The sequence below is a fragment of the Streptomyces sp. NPDC002328 genome (assembly GCF_042890065.1).
Lineage (GTDB): Bacteria > Actinomycetota > Actinomycetes > Streptomycetales > Streptomycetaceae > Streptomyces.
Genome location: NZ_JBIARQ010000001.1, coordinates 155,910 through 172,932, shown reverse-complemented (window position 1 = coordinate 172,932; position 17,023 = coordinate 155,910). Strand labels below are relative to the sequence as shown.

13 protein-coding genes are annotated in these 17,023 nt (G+C 70.9%); 11 read left to right on the top strand and 2 right to left on the bottom strand.

What is annotated here, in order from left to right; genetic code table 11:
• Positions 1-91 precede the first annotated feature (91 nt).
• Together ACFYX4_RS00805 and ACFYX4_RS00800 are read right to left on the bottom strand one after the other, a co-directional pair.
• On the bottom strand, positions 92-1,003 hold the full coding sequence (locus ACFYX4_RS00805) for a carbohydrate kinase (RefSeq protein ID WP_389323574.1): 912 nt from the start codon (positions 1,001-1,003) through the stop codon (positions 92-94).
• 93 nt (positions 1,004-1,096) lie between these two features.
• Positions 1,097-2,056, bottom strand: a complete 960-nt coding sequence (locus ACFYX4_RS00800; RefSeq protein ID WP_389323571.1) for a hypothetical protein — start codon at positions 2,054-2,056, stop codon at positions 1,097-1,099.
• Between the two features lie 279 nt (positions 2,057-2,335).
• On the opposite strand from ACFYX4_RS00800, the gene uvrC reads away from it, so the two are divergent.
• From uvrC to pgi, 11 genes are all read left to right on the top strand, one after another.
• Positions 2,336-4,498, top strand: coding sequence for an excinuclease ABC subunit UvrC (gene uvrC, locus ACFYX4_RS00795; RefSeq protein ID WP_389323568.1), 2,163 nt, complete (start codon positions 2,336-2,338; stop codon positions 4,496-4,498).
• Positions 4,495-5,499 (top strand): RNase adapter RapZ, encoded by a 1,005-nt coding sequence (rapZ, locus tag ACFYX4_RS00790; protein ID WP_389323565.1) that lies wholly within the window; start codon positions 4,495-4,497, stop codon positions 5,497-5,499. The genes uvrC and rapZ overlap by 4 nt, the downstream gene beginning before the upstream one ends.
• Complete coding sequence (gene yvcK, locus ACFYX4_RS00785) at positions 5,496-6,563, top strand: uridine diphosphate-N-acetylglucosamine-binding protein YvcK (protein WP_389323562.1); 1,068 nt, start codon at positions 5,496-5,498, stop codon at positions 6,561-6,563. The genes rapZ and yvcK overlap by 4 nt, the downstream gene beginning before the upstream one ends.
• The gene (gene whiA, locus ACFYX4_RS00780; RefSeq protein ID WP_130437364.1) at positions 6,554-7,543 is read left to right on the top strand and encodes a DNA-binding protein WhiA; all 990 of its coding nucleotides are present in this window, start codon (positions 6,554-6,556) and stop codon (positions 7,541-7,543) included. Before yvcK ends, whiA begins: the two co-directional genes overlap by 10 nt.
• Positions 7,544-7,784: 241 nt before the next feature.
• Complete coding sequence (locus ACFYX4_RS00775; RefSeq protein ID WP_389323559.1) at positions 7,785-10,742, top strand: M14 family zinc carboxypeptidase; 2,958 nt, start codon at positions 7,785-7,787, stop codon at positions 10,740-10,742.
• A gap of 227 nt (positions 10,743-10,969) precedes the next feature.
• Positions 10,970-11,980 carry a type I glyceraldehyde-3-phosphate dehydrogenase gene (gap, locus tag ACFYX4_RS00770; RefSeq protein ID WP_389323556.1) on the top strand — a complete coding sequence of 337 codons (1,011 nt, stop codon included), beginning with the start codon at positions 10,970-10,972 and terminating at the stop codon, positions 11,978-11,980.
• Between the two features lie 135 nt (positions 11,981-12,115).
• On the top strand, positions 12,116-13,327 hold the full coding sequence (locus ACFYX4_RS00765) for a phosphoglycerate kinase (protein WP_389323553.1): 1,212 nt from the start codon (positions 12,116-12,118) through the stop codon (positions 13,325-13,327).
• 42 nt (positions 13,328-13,369) lie between these two features.
• Positions 13,370-14,125: a triose-phosphate isomerase gene (gene tpiA, locus ACFYX4_RS00760; RefSeq protein WP_389326653.1), complete on the top strand. Its 756-nt coding sequence runs from the start codon at positions 13,370-13,372 to the stop codon at positions 14,123-14,125.
• Between the two features lie 126 nt (positions 14,126-14,251).
• The gene (gene secG / locus ACFYX4_RS00755) at positions 14,252-14,482 is read left to right on the top strand and encodes a preprotein translocase subunit SecG (protein WP_389326650.1); all 231 of its coding nucleotides are present in this window, start codon (positions 14,252-14,254) and stop codon (positions 14,480-14,482) included.
• A 240-nt stretch (positions 14,483-14,722) separates the two neighbouring features.
• Positions 14,723-15,058, top strand: coding sequence for an RNA polymerase-binding protein RbpA (locus ACFYX4_RS00750; RefSeq protein WP_003957010.1), 336 nt, complete (start codon positions 14,723-14,725; stop codon positions 15,056-15,058).
• A 259-nt stretch (positions 15,059-15,317) separates the two neighbouring features.
• Positions 15,318-16,964, top strand: coding sequence for a glucose-6-phosphate isomerase (gene pgi, locus ACFYX4_RS00745; protein WP_389323550.1), 1,647 nt, complete (start codon positions 15,318-15,320; stop codon positions 16,962-16,964).
• Positions 16,965-17,023 lie beyond the last annotated feature (59 nt).

Genomic DNA, 17,023 nt, shown 5'->3' with positions numbered 1-17,023 from the left:
GAAGGACGGCGGCCCGTGGGAACTCCCCACGGGCCGCCGTCCGTTCTCCGTGCACCGGATCGCGCACCCGGCGTACGCCGACGAACCGCCCCTACAGCTCGCCGAGTTCGGACGCGTACGGCGGTTCGGCGCCCGCCCGGGAACAGGTGATCGCCGCCGCGCGGGCCGCGAACCGCAGCAGCCGCTCCCAGCCGTCGCGCCCCAGGCCCGCCAGCGCCGCCGGGGACAGGGCGTCCCGCGCGGACAGCCCGTGCAGCAGCGCCGCGTTCACGGTGTCACCGGCCCCGATCGTGTCCACGACCTCGACCTTCTCGCCCGGCACCGAGTACTCGGCGCCGTCCGAGGCGTAGGCGGTCAGCCCCTCGCCGCCGTGCGTGATCACGACGGCCGCCGGGCCGGCCGACAGCCACTCGCGCGGGGAACCGCCCAGCCACCGGGCGTCCTCCTCCGACAGCTTGAGCAGGGCCACCGACGGCAGCCAGCTCTTGAAGCGGGCCCGGTAGGCGTCGGCGTCGGGGATCAGGCCGGGCCGGACGTTGGGGTCGAGCGCGGTGAACAGACCTCGCGCGGCCGAGGTCCGCATCAGCTCCTCGTACGCGCTCGCGCCCGGCTCCAGGACGAGCGAGCAGGTGCCGAAGGACACCGCGCGCGTCCCGGCGGGCAGGCCGGCCGGCGCCGCGAACAGCCGGTCCGCGGTGCCGTCGACGTAGAAGGAGTAGGCGGCCGAGCCGTCGGCGTCGATCGTGGCGACCGCGAGGGTCGTCGGTTCCGTGCCGCGCTGCACCGGCGACACGTCCACGCCGGTCTCGCGCAGCCGGTCGAGCAGGGCCTCGCCGAAGGCGTCGCGGGAGGTGCGGGAGCAGAAGGCGGTGGGGGAGCCGAGCCGGCCCAGGGCCACGGCCGTGTTGAACGGGCCGCCGCCGAGCGCCGGCTGAAGTGTCGCTAGGGCGCCCGTGCCCTGCGGTACCAGGTCGATCAGGGCCTCACCGGCGACGACGATCACGGGGCGGTTCCTTCCTCGGGTGACTCGGTCACCCAGTTGCTCAGCGGCTCGGTTGCCGGCGGCTCGGCGGCGCGGATGGACTCGGCGGCTCGTTCACTCCCAGTCCCAGCCGATGCCCAGCATGCCCGACCGCACCCGCGGCTCGACGAGGTGGACCGAGCGGTGGCGGTGGCTGAGCGGCAGCTCCTGTCGGCCGCTGCGCGGCGCGGCGGGGGAGTGCCGGGTGAAGCGGTGGCAGCGGACGGGCAGCGCGTCCTCGGCGAACCGGATCTGGAGGGCGTACTGGCCGCCCGGCGCGTCGAAGCCGCGGACGTACTCGCGGGACGCCTCGGCGGTGCCGTCCTGGACGCCGTAGCGGAAGAGGAAGGTGTCGCCGGCGCGCAGGCTGGTGTCGAAGAGGAACTCGGCCACCAGGACGCCGGTGTCGTGGTGGCGGCGGACGCGTCCGGTGCGGCAGTTCTCCAGGGCCTGCACGGCCATCTGCTCCGGTACGCACCCCGGGTCGCCGTGGTGGACGGCGACGAAACGGTCGACGCCGTCGCGGTGGGCCCGCACGATGTGCTGCGACTCGCGCCCCAGCAGCTCGCGGCGCGCGCCGATGCGGACCCGCTCATGGTGGCCGAGCGTGTGCAGACCGTCGTCGAGAGGGCACTCCAGTTCGACGAAGAGCGTCTCCAGGACGTCCGAGGCCGCCATGAGCGCCCGGTAGGAGCGTCCCGCGGGCTGCCCGGTGAGCGAGTCCGCCTCGGCCTCCGTGAGCAGCCGGATCAGGGACTCGTCCGGCAGCCGCAGTATCTCCTCCAGGGCGCGCACGGCCCGCAGGGACTCCGGGCGCTGCGGCCGGCGGGCGCCCTGCTGCCAGTAACTCAGACTGGTGACGCCGACCTTGACCCCGTGCCGTGACAGATGGTGCTGGACGCGCTGGAGGGGCAGTCCCCGTGCGGCGATCGCGGCGCGCAGGGCGACGTGGAAGGGGCCGCCCCGCAGGGCCGCGTCCAGGTCCGCGGCGGGGGCGTCGGCGGCGGCGTCCACGTGCTGAGGGGCATGCGGCATGCAGGGGCCTTTCTGTGAATGCGCACGACGGCTGGTCAGACCGATCGCGTGGGTGGCCGGGCGACCCCAGGAGGCGCGGGGCGCCTTCACATCCGTAGGGCGTGCTTCACCACCCCGAGTTCTCCCGCATTGAAGCGTGTTGACCAAGCCCCGACAACACCTGACGCCCGAACGTGACGCACGACCGGCCGGGACCTCTCCGTGACACGTGTCGTGGACACGGCCGTGGTTGTCCACAGCCCCGCCGGACTGTCACCGTGCGCCAGTAGGGTGTGAGACATGGCCGACCCCTCCAGCTACCGCCCCAGTCCGGGACAGATCCCGGACTCCCCCGGGGTGTACAGGTTCCGTGACGAGCACCGCCGGGTGATCTACGTCGGAAAGGCGAAGAGCCTGCGCCAGCGCCTGGCGAACTACTTCCAGGATCTGGCGGGCCTGCACCCGCGCACCCGCTCCATGGTGACCACGGCGGCGTCCGTGGAGTGGACGGTGGTGTCCACGGAGGTGGAGGCGCTCCAGCTGGAGTACTCGTGGATCAAGGAGTACGACCCCCGCTTCAACGTCAAGTACCGCGACGACAAGAGCTACCCCTACCTCGCGGTGACGATGAACGAGGACTTCCCGCGCGTGCAGGTCATGCGCGGCCACAAGAAGAAAGGCGTCCGGTACTTCGGGCCGTACGCGCACGCGTGGGCGATCCGCGACACCGTCGACCTCCTGCTGCGCGTCTTCCCGGTCCGCACCTGCTCGGCGGGCGTCTTCAAGAACGCGTCCCGCACCGGCCGCCCCTGTCTGCTCGGCTACATCGGCAAGTGCTCCGCGCCCTGCGTGGAGAGGATCTCCGCCGACGACCACTGGGAGCTGGCCGACGAGTTCTGCGACTTCATGACCGGCCGCACCGGCACCTATCTGCGCCGGCTGGAGAAGCAGATGGGCGAGGCGGCCGAGGAGTTGGAGTACGAGCGGGCCGCCCGGCTGCGCGACGACATCGAGGCCTTGCGGAAGGCCATGGAGAAGAACGCGGTCGTGCTCGCCGACGCGACCGACGCCGACCTGATCGCGGTCGCCGAGGACGAGCTGGAGGCAGCGGTCCAGATCTTCCACGTGCGCGGCGGACGCGTGCGCGGCCAGCGCGGCTGGGTCACCGACAAGGTCGAGGAGATCACCACCGGCGCCCTCGTGGAACACGCCCTCCAGCAGCTCTACGGCGAGGAGACCGGGGACGCCGTGCCCAAGGAGGTCCTGGTCCCCGCCCTGCCCGAGCCGGTGGAGCCGGTGCAGGAGTGGCTGACCGGCCGCCGCGGCTCCGGCGTCTCGCTGCGCATCCCGCAGCGCGGCGACAAACGGGCCCTGATGGAGACCGTCGAGCGCAACGCCCAGCAGGCCCTGGTCCTGCACAAGACCAAGCGCGCCTCCGACCTCACCACGCGCTCGCGTGCCCTGGAGGAGATCGCCGAGGCCCTCGACCTGGACAGCGCCCCGCTGCGGATCGAGTGCTTCGACATCTCGCACCTCCAGGGCGACGACGTCGTGGCCTCCATGGTCGTCTTCGAGGACGGTCTGGCCCGCAAGAGCGAGTACCGCCGATTCCAGATCAAGGGCTTCGAGGGACAGGACGACGTCCGGTCCATGCACGAGGTGATCACCCGCCGCTTCCGGCGCTACCTCGCCGAGAAGGAGCGCACGGGCGAGTGGACCGACACCACCCACCCCGCCCTCCCGGACGGCGACCCGGCCCCCTCGAACGGTGACGCCGACCCCGCCCTCGCCGACGGCACGCCCGTCGCCACGGTCGCCCCCATCGCGCCCGCCACCCCCGAAGACGCCGTCGTCAGCACCCTCACCGAGGACGACGGCCGTCCCAAGCGCTTCGCCTACCCGCCCCAGCTCGTCGTCGTCGACGGCGGGCAGCCGCAGGTCGCGGCCGCCCGGCGGGCGCTGGACCAGCTGGGCATCGACGACATCGCCGTCTGCGGCCTCGCCAAGCGCCTGGAGGAGGTCTGGCTGCCGGACGACGACGACCCGGTCGTCCTGCCCCGCAGCAGCGAGGGCCTCTACCTGCTCCAGCGCGTCCGCGACGAGGCCCACCGCTTCGCGATCACCTACCAGCGCACCAAGCGCGCCAAGCGGTTCCGCTCCGGCCCGCTGGACGACGTGCCGGGCCTCGGCGAGACCCGCAAGCAGGCGCTCATCAAACACTTCGGCTCCGTGAAGAGGCTGCGTGCCGCGACGATCGAGCAGATCTGCGAGGTGCCCGGCATAGGCCGCAAGACGGCCGAGACGATCGCCGTCGCCCTCGCCGAGGCGGCTCCGTCCGCCCCCGCCGTGAACACGGCGACAGGAGAGATCATGGAGGAGGGGGAACCCGGTACGACGGAGGGTTCCGCCGAGGAGCCCGTGGCCGCGGGCGTCCCACAAGAACGACGGGGGCAGGAGACATGACCGAGCACGACGCACACCCCAGCACCGAACCGGAACAGACCCCGCACGACGCAGGTCACGACGGCGACGAGCAGCAGGCACGCCAGGAAGACGGAGCACAGGTGAGTACGGACGTCACACCCCCCGGGATCCCCGAGGCGGCCATCCCCGAGCTGGTGATCATCTCCGGCATGTCCGGGGCCGGGCGCTCGACGGCGGCCAAGTGTCTGGAGGACCTCGGCTGGTTCGTCGTCGACAACCTCCCGCCCGCCCTGATCCCCACCATGGTGGAGCTCGGCGCCCGCTCCCAGGGCAACGTGGCGCGGATCGCGGTCGTCGTCGACGTCCGCGGCCGGCGCTTCTTCGACAACCTCCGCGAATCCCTCGCCGATCTGGAGTCCAAGAGCGTCACCCGGCGGATCGTGTTCCTGGAGTCCTCCGACGACGCCCTGGTGCGCCGCTTCGAGTCCGTGCGCCGGCCGCACCCCCTCCAGGGCGACGGCCGCATCGTGGACGGCATCGCCGCCGAGCGCGAGCTGCTGCGCGAACTGCGCGGCGACGCCGACCTGGTGATCGACACCTCCAGCCTCAACGTGCACGAACTGCGCGCCAAGATGGACGCCCAGTTCGCCGGCGAGGAGGAGCCCGAGCTGCGGGCCACCGTGATGTCCTTCGGCTTCAAGTACGGCCTCCCCGTCGACGCCGACCTGGTCGTCGACATGCGCTTCCTGCCCAACCCGCACTGGGTCCCGGAGCTGCGCCCCTTCACCGGCCTCAACGAGGAGGTCTCGGCGTACGTCCTCAACCAGCCCGGCGCCAAGGAGTTCCTCGACCGGTACGCCGAGATGCTCCAGCTGGTCGCCGCGGGCTACCGGCGGGAGGGCAAGCGCTATGTGACCATCGCGGTGGGCTGCACGGGCGGCAAGCACCGCTCGGTCGCGATGTCGGAGAAGCTCGCCGCGCGCCTCGCGGCCGAGGGCGTGGAGACGGTGGTCGTGCACCGGGACATGGGACGGGAATGACGGGACGCACTCCGCGGCTGGGCCGGCTGCGCAGAACGGCGCCCGAGGGGCGGGTGAGCCGGCCGGCCGAGGCCCGGGGCGCCAGGCCGCGCCGCCGCGGCGCCCAGCCCAAGGTCGTCGCCCTCGGCGGCGGCATGGGCCTGTCGGCCTCGCTCGCCGCGCTGCGCCGGATCACCGGCGACCTCACCGCCGTCGTCACGGTGGCCGACGACGGCGGCTCCAGCGGGCGTCTGCGCGACGAGCTGGGCGTGCTGCCGCCCGGCGACCTGCGCAAGGCGCTGGCCGCGCTGTGCGGCGACGACGACTGGGGCCAGACCTGGTCCCGCGTCATCCAGCACCGCTTCCAGTCGCAGGGCGAGATCAATGGCCACGCGGTCGGCAACCTGCTGATCGTGGCCCTGTGGGAGCAGCTCGGCGACCATGTGCAGGCCCTGGACCTGGTCGGCAAGCTGCTGGGCGCGCACGGGCGGGTGCTGCCCATGTCGGCGGTGCCGCTGGAGCTCGAGGCCCTGGTCAAGGGGCACGACCCCGAGCGCCCCGACGACGTGGACACCGTGCGGGGACAGGCGACCGTGGCGCTGACGCCCGGCGACGTGCAGTCCGTGCACCTCGTGCCGCACGACCCGCCGGCCGTCCCGGAGGCGGTGGCGGCCGTCCTCGACGCGGACTGGGTCGTCCTCGGCCCCGGCTCCTGGTTCTCCTCGGTCATCCCGCACCTGCTGGTGCCGCAACTGCTGGACGCGCTCACGGAGACGAAGGCGCGCCGGGTACTCTCCCTGAACCTCGCACCGCAGCCGGGAGAAACCGAAGGCTTCTCCCCGCAGCGTCATTTGGAGGTTTTGGGACGACACGCCCCTAAACTCGCCCTGGACGTGGTGCTGGCCGACGAGGCCGCCGTGCCCGACCGCGACTCCCTCACCGACGCCGCCGAACGGTTCGGGGCCGCGGTGGAGCTGGCGCCGGTGGCCCGGCCCGACGGAACTCCGCGGCATGATCCGGAGCTGCTGGCCGCCGCGTACGACCGTATTTTTCGGATGCATGGAAGGATCGGCCCATGGCGATGACGGCAGCGGTGAAGGACGAGATCTCCCGGCTCCCCGTCACCCGTACCTGCTGCAGAAAGGCGGAGGTCTCCGCCATCCTGCGGTTCGCCGGCGGCCTTCACCTGGTGAGCGGTCGGATCGTGATCGAGGCGGAGCTGGACACGGCGATGGCGGCCCGCCGGCTCAAGCGGGACATCCTGGAGATCTTCGGCCACAGCTCCGAGCTGATCGTGATGGCGCCCGGCGGTCTGCGCCGCGGCTCCCGCTATGTCGTGCGGGTCGTCGCGGGCGGTGACCAGCTGGCCCGGCAGACCGGCCTGGTCGACGGCCGGGGCCGCCCGATCCGCGGCCTGCCCCCGCAGGTGGTGTCCGGCGCGACCTGCGACGCGGAGGCGGCCTGGCGCGGGGCGTTCCTGGCGCACGGCTCGCTCACCGAGCCCGGCCGGTCCTCCTCCCTGGAGGTCACCTGCCCGGGTCCGGAGGCCGCGCTCGCGCTCGTCGGCGCCGCCCGCCGGCTGTCCATCGCCGCGAAGGCCCGCGAGGTGCGCGGGGTCGACCGGGTCGTGGTCCGCGACGGCGACGCGATCGGCGCGCTGCTCACCCGCCTCGGCGCGCACGAGTCGGTGCTCGCCTGGGAGGAGCGCCGGATGCGCCGCGAGGTGCGCGCCACGGCGAACCGCCTCGCCAACTTCGACGACGCCAACCTGCGCCGCTCCGCCCGCGCGGCCGTGGCCGCCGGGGCCCGGGTGCAGCGCGCGCTGGAGATCCTCGGCGAGGAGGTCCCCGAGCACCTCGCCGCGGCCGGCCGGCTGCGCATGGAGCACAAGCAGGCCTCCCTGGAGGAGCTGGGCGCGCTCGCCGACCCGCCGCTGACCAAGGACGCCGTCGCCGGCCGGATCCGCCGGCTGCTCGCCATGGCCGACAAGCGCGCCTCCGACCTGGGCATCCCGAGCACGGAGGCCAACCTCAGCGAGGAGCTGGCCGACAACCTCGTGGGCTGAGCCGCCCGCCCGCCGCGGGGGTGAGCTGAGCAGCCCCCGCCGCGCGGGCTCGCCGCCGCGCCGCCGCCCTCCGCGGTCGGCCCGGAACACGCTGACCTCCTGTCAGAACGCCGGTGCCCGCACCCAGTTGGGTGGCAGGCGTCGGCGTTCGCGTGTCCCTGAGGCACCCTTGACTCGATCATGGACTGTCATGAGCCTGGCTTCTGTTCGCTGTTGCGGCGAACCCACACCAGGGGGGTTCATGAGACGAAGAGCGAGATCGATCCTCGCTGTCGGCACGCTCCTGCTCGGCGGAGCGAGCATCGCGCCCATCGCCCAGGCACAACCCGGAAGTTCACCCCAGGAATCCGACGCGGACGAGGTCAAGGTCTTCCGCGCCGAGGTCACCAAGAAGCAGGTCCCGCTGCTGCTGGCGGCCGGCCAGGACGCTCACGAACTCAGTGAGCAGGCGCCCGAGCAGGGCACCGCCACCATCGAGGTCTACCTCACCGACAAGCAGGCCGACAAGCTGGAGAAGCAGGGCGTCCCGCTCACCGAGCACACCCTGTCCGCCAAGGCGGAGGGCCGCGTGGAGGCCGCCGCCGAGGGCGTGTTCCGCCCCTACAGCGGCAAGGGCGGCCTGAAGGAGGAGATCCTCCGCACCGCCCAGGAGAACCCCGGCCTCACCAAGGTCGTCTCCATCGGCAAGACCGTGGGCGGCCAGGACATCCTCGCGCTGAAGCTCACCAAGGACGCGAAGAAGAGCAAGGACGGCTCCAAGCCGTCCACGCTGTACATGTCCAACCAGCACGCGCGCGAGTGGATCACGCCGGAGATGACCCGCCGGCTGCTCCACCACTACCTGGACAGCTACCGGTCGGACCAGCGCGTGAAGAAGGTCGTCGACACGACCGAGCTGTGGTTCGTGCTGTCCGCCAACCCGGACGGCTACGACTACACCTTCCAGGACACCGACAACCGCCTGTGGCGCAAGAACCTGCGGGACGTCAACGCCGACGGCGTGATCAGCACCGGCGACGGCGTCGACCTCAACCGCAACTTCGCCTACAAGTGGGGCTACGACGACGAGGGTTCGTCCCCCAACCCCACCAGCCAGACCTACCGCGGCGCGGGGCCCAACTCCGAGCCCGAGACCAAGGCGCTGGACGCCTTCCAGAAGCGCATCGACTTCACGTACGGCATCAACTACCACTCCGCCGCCGAACTCCTCCTCTACGGCGTCGGCTGGCAGGTCGCCACCGACACCCCGGACGACGTCCTCTACAAGGCGCTCGCCGGCACCCCGGAGAACTCCGCGGTCCCCGGCTACCACCCGCAGGTCTCCTCGGAGCTGTACACCACCAACGGCGAGGCCGACGGGCACGCGGCCAACGTCAACGGCACGGCGATGTTCACCCCCGAGATGTCGACCTGCCAGACGGTGTCGAACCTCTACCCGGACGATGAGTGGAACGCCGCCGACTGCCAGTCGGTCTTCAACTTCCCGGACGACGAGAAGCTGATCCAGGAGGAGTTCGCGAAGAACATCCCCTTCGCGCTCTCCGTCGCCGAGAGCGCCGCGCGCCCCGACCAGCCGAAGTCCTCGGTCGGCCTGACCGCCGCAGACTTCACCCCGGCGCCGTTCACCACGTCGTACTCGCGCGGCCGCGACCAGGAGGTCTCCGTCGTCGCCCGCAAGGCGCTGCGCGACAAGGAGCTCAAGTACCGCGTCAACGGCGGCCGCACCCAGGGCCAGAAGCTCAGCTCATGGAACGGCGGCGAGACCTACGGCGGCGAGGACAACCTGTACTTCGACGAGTACCGGGCCAAGGTGCGCGACGGCGAGCCGGGCGACAAGGTCGAGGTGTGGTTCACCGGTGAAACCGCGGAAGGCAAGAAGGTCTCCAGCTCGCACTTCACCTACACGGTCGCCGCACGCGCCAAGGCGGACATCCTCGTCGTCGCCGAGGAGGGCGCGGCCGCCACGCAGGCGCAGACCTACGTGGACGCGCTGAAGGCCAACGGCCACAAGGCGGTCGTCTGGGACGTCGCCGCACAGGGCGTGCCGGACGCGCTCGGCGTGCTCGGCCACTTCGACACCGTCGTCCACTACACGGGCGCGAGCGCCCCGGGCAACCCGACCCAGCTGGAACTGCGCGCCTACCTCAACGAGCGCGGCAAGCTGATCGAGGCGGGCGAACTGGCCGGCGGCAGCGTCGACCTCGGCGACGGCACCCCGTCCAACGACTTCAGCCAGTACTACCTGGGCGCCTACACCCGCACCTCCCTGCCCGGCGCGACCTCCTTCGAGGGCGCGGGCGCGCTCGCCGGCTCCGGCGGGCCGCTGGGCGCGGCGCCCGGCAACCCGCTGAACCAGGCGGGCTCCTACAGCGTCACCTCCGAGACGCTGCCCGTGTCCGGCTTCCCGCAGTTCGCCAGCGCGGGAGCGGGCCGCTACCCCGGCACCATCAACCCGTTCGGGCCCTACGAGGGCGCGTCCATGGCCGCCGTCACCCACAGCGACTACGCCTGGAACCGGCTCACCCGCACCGTCGACCTCACCGGGGTGACCGCGTCCCAGAAGCCCACGCTGCGGACCCGGCTGCTGTGGAACACCGAGACGGGCTACGACCACGCCGTCCTGGAGGCGCACACCGCCGGGGCCGACGACTGGACCACGCTGCCCGAGGCCGGCGGCGCCACCAGCACCGCCGTGCCCCTGGAGTGCGAGGCCGGCTACTTCATCCAGGCGCACCCCGCCCTCAAGCGGTACCTGACGCTCAACGGCGGCTCCTGCGCGCCGACGGGGGCCAGCGGCTCCTGGAACAGCTTCACCGGCGCCTCGGCCGGCTGGCAGGACGTCTCCTTCGACCTGTCCGCCTACGCCGGGAAGAACGTCGAGCTGTCGCTCTCCTACATCACCGACCCCGGCAGCGGCGGACGTGGCGTCCTCGCCGACAACGCCTCCGTCGTCGTCGGCGGCGACGCCGTCGACACCGAGAGCTTCGAGACGTCGCTGGGCGCCTGGAGCGTGCCCGGCCCGCCCGCGGGCAGCCCCGCGGTCGTCAAGGACTGGGCGCGCAGCGGAGCCCTGTTCCAGACGTACGGAGCGGTCACCACCGACGACACCGTGCTGCTGGGCTTCGGCCTGGAGCACGTCACCGCCGCCGCGGACCGCGCGGCGCTCATCGGAAAGGCCCTCGCATCACTTGATCAGTGACGCACAGCCAAACGGGCTTTGACGGTCCGTGACGAAAAAGGGCCGAAAGGCCCTCCGGTCAGGGCGGTCCGTACCCCTACTGACGGGTACGGGCCGCCATGCCGTGTATGCGCCGACTCAATGTCACTCCCCGGGTCTCGGAGAGGTAGGGTCGGGGGTGGTCGGGGACATCCCAAACACAGCTCGCCGGCACCGCATGGCCGGCGTACCAACGAGGAGATCGGTTCGTGACGATCCGCGTAGGCATCAACGGCTTCGGCCGTATCGGGCGTAACTACTTCCGCGCGCTCCTTGAGCAGGGTGCTGACATCGAGATCGTGGCTGTCAACGACCTGGGTGACACCGCGACCACCGCTCACCTGCTCAAGTACGACACCATCCTGGGCCGCCTCAAGGCCGAGGTGTCGCACACCGCCGACACCATCACGGTGGACGGCCACACCATCAAGGTGCTCTCCGAGCGCAACCCCGCCGACATCCCGTGGGGCGAGCTGGGCGTGGACATCGTGATCGAGTCCACCGGCATCTTCACCAAGAAGGCCGACGCCGAGAAGCACCTCGCCGGCGGCGCCAAGAAGGTCCTCATCTCGGCTCCGGCCAAGGACGAGGACATCACCATCGTGATGGGCGTCAACCAGGACAAGTACGACGCCGCCAACCACCACGTCATCTCCAACGCCTCCTGCACCACCAACTGTGTGGCGCCCATGGCGAAGGTCCTCGACGAGAACTTCGGCATCGTCAAGGGCCTGATGACGACGGTCCACGCGTACACCAACGACCAGCGCATCCTGGACTTCCCGCACTCGGACCTGCGCCGCGCGCGTGCCGCCGCCGAGAACATCATCCCGACGACGACGGGCGCCGCCAAGGCCACCGCCCTGGTCCTCCCGCAGCTCAAGGGCAAGCTGGACGGCATCGCGATGCGCGTCCCGGTCCCCACCGGCTCGGCGACCGACCTGGTGGTCACCCTCCAGCGCGAGGTCACCAAGGACGAGGTCAACGCCGCGTTCAAGAAGGCCTCCGACGACGGCGACCTCAAGGGCTACCTGGCGTACACCGAGGACGCGATCGTCTCCTCGGACATCGTCGGCGACCCGGCCTCCTGCACCTTCGACTCCTCCCTGACCATGGTCCAGGAGGGCAACTCGGTGAAGATCCTCGGCTGGTACGACAACGAGTGGGGCTACTCCAACCGCCTCGTCGACCTGACGGTCTTCGTCGGCGGCCAGCTCTGACCGACAGAGCGGGCAGCCCGGTGTGAGAGCAGGGCTCGGGCAGCGCAGGGACGCGCTGTCCGGGCCCTGACTCACGTACGGAACGGCCTTCTCTACGATCACGGAGTACCACCAGCCCTCCCGGGAGCCCCTTTCATGAAGACGATCGACGAACTCCTCTCCGAAGGCGTGGCCGGCAAGCGCGTCTTCGTCCGTGCCGACCTGAACGTGCCGCTGGACGGCGCCACGATCACCGACGACGGCCGTATCCGCGCCGTGCTGCCGACCGTCAAGGCACTCGCGGACGCGGGCGCCAAGGTGGTCGTCGCCTCGCACCTGGGCCGCCCCAAGGGCGCCCCGGACCCCGCCTTCTCCCTCGCCCCGGCCGCCGTCCGCCTCGGCGAACTCCTCGGCGCCGACGTGGCGTTCGCGACCGACACGGTCGGCGAGTCCGCCCGCTCCACCGTCGCCGGCCTCGCCGAAGGCCAGGTCGCCGTCATCGAGAACCTGCGCTTCAACCCGGGCGAGACGTCCAAGGACGACGCCGAGCGCGGCGAGTTCGCCGACCGGCTCGCCGAACTCGCCGACCTCTACGTCGGCGACGGCTTCGGCGCCGTGCACCGCAAGCACGCCTCGGTGTACGACCTCCCGGCCCGCCTGCCGCACGCGGCCGGCTACCTCATCGCCACCGAGGTCGGCGTCCTGAAGAAGCTCACCGAGGACGTCAAGCGCCCCTACGTCGTCGCGCTCGGCGGCGCCAAGGTCTCCGACAAGCTCGCCGTCATCGACGAACTGCTCGGCAAGGCCGACCGTCTCCTCATCGGCGGCGGCATGGCCTACACCTTCCTCAAGGCCCAGGGGCACGAGGTCGGCATCTCCCTCCTCCAGGAGGACCAGATCCCGGTCGTCACCGAGTACATCGCCCGCGCGGAGAAGACCGGCGTCGAGCTGGTCCTGCCCGTCGACGTGCTGGTCTCGCCCGAGTTCCCGGACCTGAAGGCCAAGGCCCCCACCCACCCCACGACCGTCGCCGCGGACGCGATCCCCGCCGACCAGGAGGGTCTGGACATCGGTCCCGAGACCCGCAAGCTGTACGCCTCGAAGCTCGCCGACGCGGCCACCGTCTTCTGGAACGGGCCGATGGGCGTCTTCGAGCACCCCGACTACGCCGAGGGCACCAAGGCGGTCGCCCAGGCCCTCCTCGACTCCCCGGGCTTCACGGTCGTCGGCGGCGGCGACTCCGCCGCGGCCGTCCGCCTCCTGGGCTTCGACGAGAACGCATTCGGCCACATCTCGACCGGCGGCGGCGCCTCCCTCGAATACCTCGAGGGCAAGACGCTCCCCGGCCTCGCCGCACTGGAGGACTGACCCCTGATGGCTGCATCTACTTCTTCGGAGCGCACGCCGCTGATGGCGGGCAACTGGAAGATGAACCTCAACCACCTCGAGGCCATCGCCCACACCCAGAAGCTCGCCTTCGCCCTCGCGGACAAGGACTACGAGGCCGTCGAGGTCGCCGTCCTGCCGCCCTTCACCGACCTGCGCTCCGTGCAGACCCTGGTCGACGGCGACAAGCTGAAGATCAAGTACGGCGCCCAGGACATCTCGGCCCACGACGGCGGCGCGTACACCGGCGAGATCTCCGGCCCGATGCTGGCCAAGCTGAAGTGCGCGTACGTCGCGATCGGCCACTCCGAGCGCCGCCAGTACCACGCCGAGACCGACGACGTGGTCAACGCCAAGGTCAAGGCCGCCTTCAAGCACGGCATCACCCCCATCCTGTGCGTCGGCGAGGAGCTGGAGGTCCGTGAGGCGGGCGACCACGTCGCCCACACCCTCGCCCAGGTCGAGGGCGGTCTGAAGGACGTCCCGGCCGAGCAGGCCGAGACGATCGTGATCGCCTACGAGCCCGTGTGGGCCATCGGCACCGGCAAGGTTTGCGGCGCCGGGGACGCCCAGGAGGTCTGCGCCGCCATCCGCGGCAAGATCGCCGAGCTGTACACGCAGGAGCTGGCCGACCGGGTCCGCATCCAGTACGGCGGCTCCGTCAAGGCCGGCAACGTCGCCGAGATCATGGCGCAGGCCGACATCGACGGCGCGCTGGTCGGCGGCGCCTCGCTGGACGCCGACGAGTTCGTCAAGATCGTGCGCTTCCGCGACCAGTGAGTCCGGCCGTGTGTAGGCGGTAGCGGCGATCCGTCGTACCCTTGCGGGGGCACAGCGCCGTCGCTGTGCCCCCGTCGTTATCCGACGTCGTCATCCGAATCCGAGGAAGTTGGTCCAGCCGTGGTTTTGGGGTTCTCGATCGCCCTGATCGTCTTCAGCCTGCTGATGATGCTGCTGGTGCTGATGCACAAGGGGAAGGGCGGCGGCCTCTCCGACATGTTCGGCGGCGGTATGCAGTCCTCCGTCGGCGGCTCCTCGGTCGCCGAGCGCAACCTCGACCGCATCACCGTCGTGATCGGGCTGCTGTGGTTCGCGTGCATCGTCGTCCTCGGCATCCTCATGAAGACGAACAGCTGATCAGGTACGCACCTGATCAGACGAACAGCTGAACAGACGCACACAAACGCACATTTCGTACGTAAGGCCCCATGTTCGGTACGCGCAGCTCAGCGCGGCCTATCATGGGGCTTGCGTCTACGTGTGGGAGCTGTAACTCCAATCACTGGACGCGCGTTGGGCCTTACGTAGACTGAGGCGCTCGCAGCGGAGCGAAACGCCGACTCGCTTCGCGGCACCATCACGCAGGGAGTTACGACCGTGGCAAGTGGCAACGCGATCCGGGGAAGCCGGGTCGGGGCGGGGCCGATGGGCGAGGCCGAGCGCGGTGAGTCAGCGCCGCGTCTGCGCATCTCCTTCTGGTGCTCCAACGGGCATGAGACCCAGCCCAGCTTCGCCAGTGACGCGCAGGTGCCCGATACCTGGGACTGCCCGCGCTGCGGCTTCCCGGCCGGCCAGGACCGGGACAACCCCCCGGACCCGCCGCGCACCGAGCCCTACAAGACGCACCTCGCCTATGTGCGGGAGCGGCGCAGCGACGCCGACGGCGAGGCGATCCTCGCGGAGGCGCTCGCCAAACTGCGGGGCGAGATCTAGGAGTCGGGGTCGGCCGGGTGCGTTCCGGGTGCCTGGCCGGGTCCGTTCCGCCGTCCGCCCTGCCGTTCGCCCCGCCCTCGTCCCGCCTTCGTCCCGTCGTCCGTCGCGTTGATACCGGCGGCCCTCTCGGACGTACCTGTTGTCGCACCCCCTCGCGGTCCCGCGTCAGCTCATGTCACACGCTGATCAATTAGGTTGGGACCCGCAGCGGGACTAGACGCGCAGCACGGACAGGTGAAGAAAGAGGGCTGGGTCCGACATGAACGCAGACGGCCGTACGAGGCTCAACCAGACTCCCGAGTGGACCGCGCTGGCCAAGCACCGCGAGGAGCTCGGCGAGGTGCGGCTGAGGGCGCTGTTCGGCGCCGACGCCCGGCGCGACGAGTACACCCTCGAGGTGGGCGACCTCCACATCGACTACTCCAAGCACCTCGTCACCGACGAGACGCTTCGGCTGCTGCGCGAACTGGCCGCCGCCGCCGACGTGTTCGGCCTGCGGGACGCGATGTTCCGCGGCGAGAAGATCAACACCACCGAGGACCGGGCCGTCCTGCACACCGCGCTGCGCGCGCCGCGTGACGCGGTGATCGAGGTCGACGGGGAGAACGTCGTCCCGGCGGTGCACGCCGTCCTCGACAAGATGGCCGACTTCGCGGGACGGGTCCGCTCCGGGGAGTGGACCGGGCACACTGGTCAGCGCATCCGCAACGTCGTCAACATCGGCATCGGCGGCTCCGACCTCGGCCCCGCCATGGCCTACGAGGCGCTGCGGGCCTACACCGACCGCTCGCTGACCTTCCGGTTCGTCTCCAACGTGGACGGCGCGGACCTGCACGAGGCGGTGCGGGACCTGGACCCGGCCCAGACGCTGTTCATCATCGCGTCCAAGACCTTCACCACGATCGAGACGATCACCAACGCCACCTCGGCCCGCAAGTGGGTGCTGGACGCGCTGGGTGAAGAGGCCGCCGTGGCGAAGCACTTCGTCGCCTTGTCGACCAACGCGGAGAAGGTCGCCGACTTCGGCATCGACACGGCCAACATGTTCGAGTTCTGGGACTGGGTCGGGGGCCGCTACTCCTACGACTCGGCGATCGGGCTCTCCCTGATGATCGCCATCGGCGCGGACCGGTTCCGGGAGATGCTCGACGGGTTCCGGCTCGTCGACGAGCACTTCCGCACCGCGCCCGCCGAGGCCAACGTGCCATTGCTGCTGGGGCTGTTGGGCGTCTGGTACGGCAACTTCCACGATGCTCAGTCGCATGCCGTGCTGCCGTACAGCCACTATCTGTCCAAGTTCGCCGCGTATCTCCAGCAGTTGGACATGGAGTCCAACGGCAAGTCCGTCGGCCGGGACGGCAGGGCGGTCGACTGGCAGACCGGGCCCGTCGTGTGGGGGACGCCGGGGACCAACGGGCAGCACGCGTACTACCAGTTGATCCACCAGGGGACGAAGCTGATCCCGGCGGACTTCATCGGCTTCGCCGAGCCGGTCGCCGAGCTGAGCGGGGAGCTGCGGGCGCAGCACGATCTGCTGATGGCCAACTTCTTCGCGCAGACGCAGGCGTTGGCCTTCGGCAAGACGCCGGACGAGGTGCGGGAGGAGGGGGTGCCGGAGGAGCTGGTCGCCCACAAGACGTTCAAGGGCGATCACCCTACGACGACGATCCTGGCGACCGCGTTGACGCCGTCGGTGCTGGGGCAGCTCATCGCCCTCTACGAGCACAAGGTGTTCGTGCAGGGGGCGGTGTGGGACATCGACTCCTTCGACCAGTGGGGCGTGGAACTGGGCAAGGTCCTGGCGAAGCGGCTGGAGCCGGCGCTGACCGAGGACGCGGACGTCTGGGGGCTGGACGGCTCCACCCGAGCGCTGGTCAAGAAGTACCGCACCTTGCGCAACCGCTGACCCCTTTGCCCACCCACCCGCCCGACTCGGTAAGTAAGCAACTCCCCAACCGGGGCTCC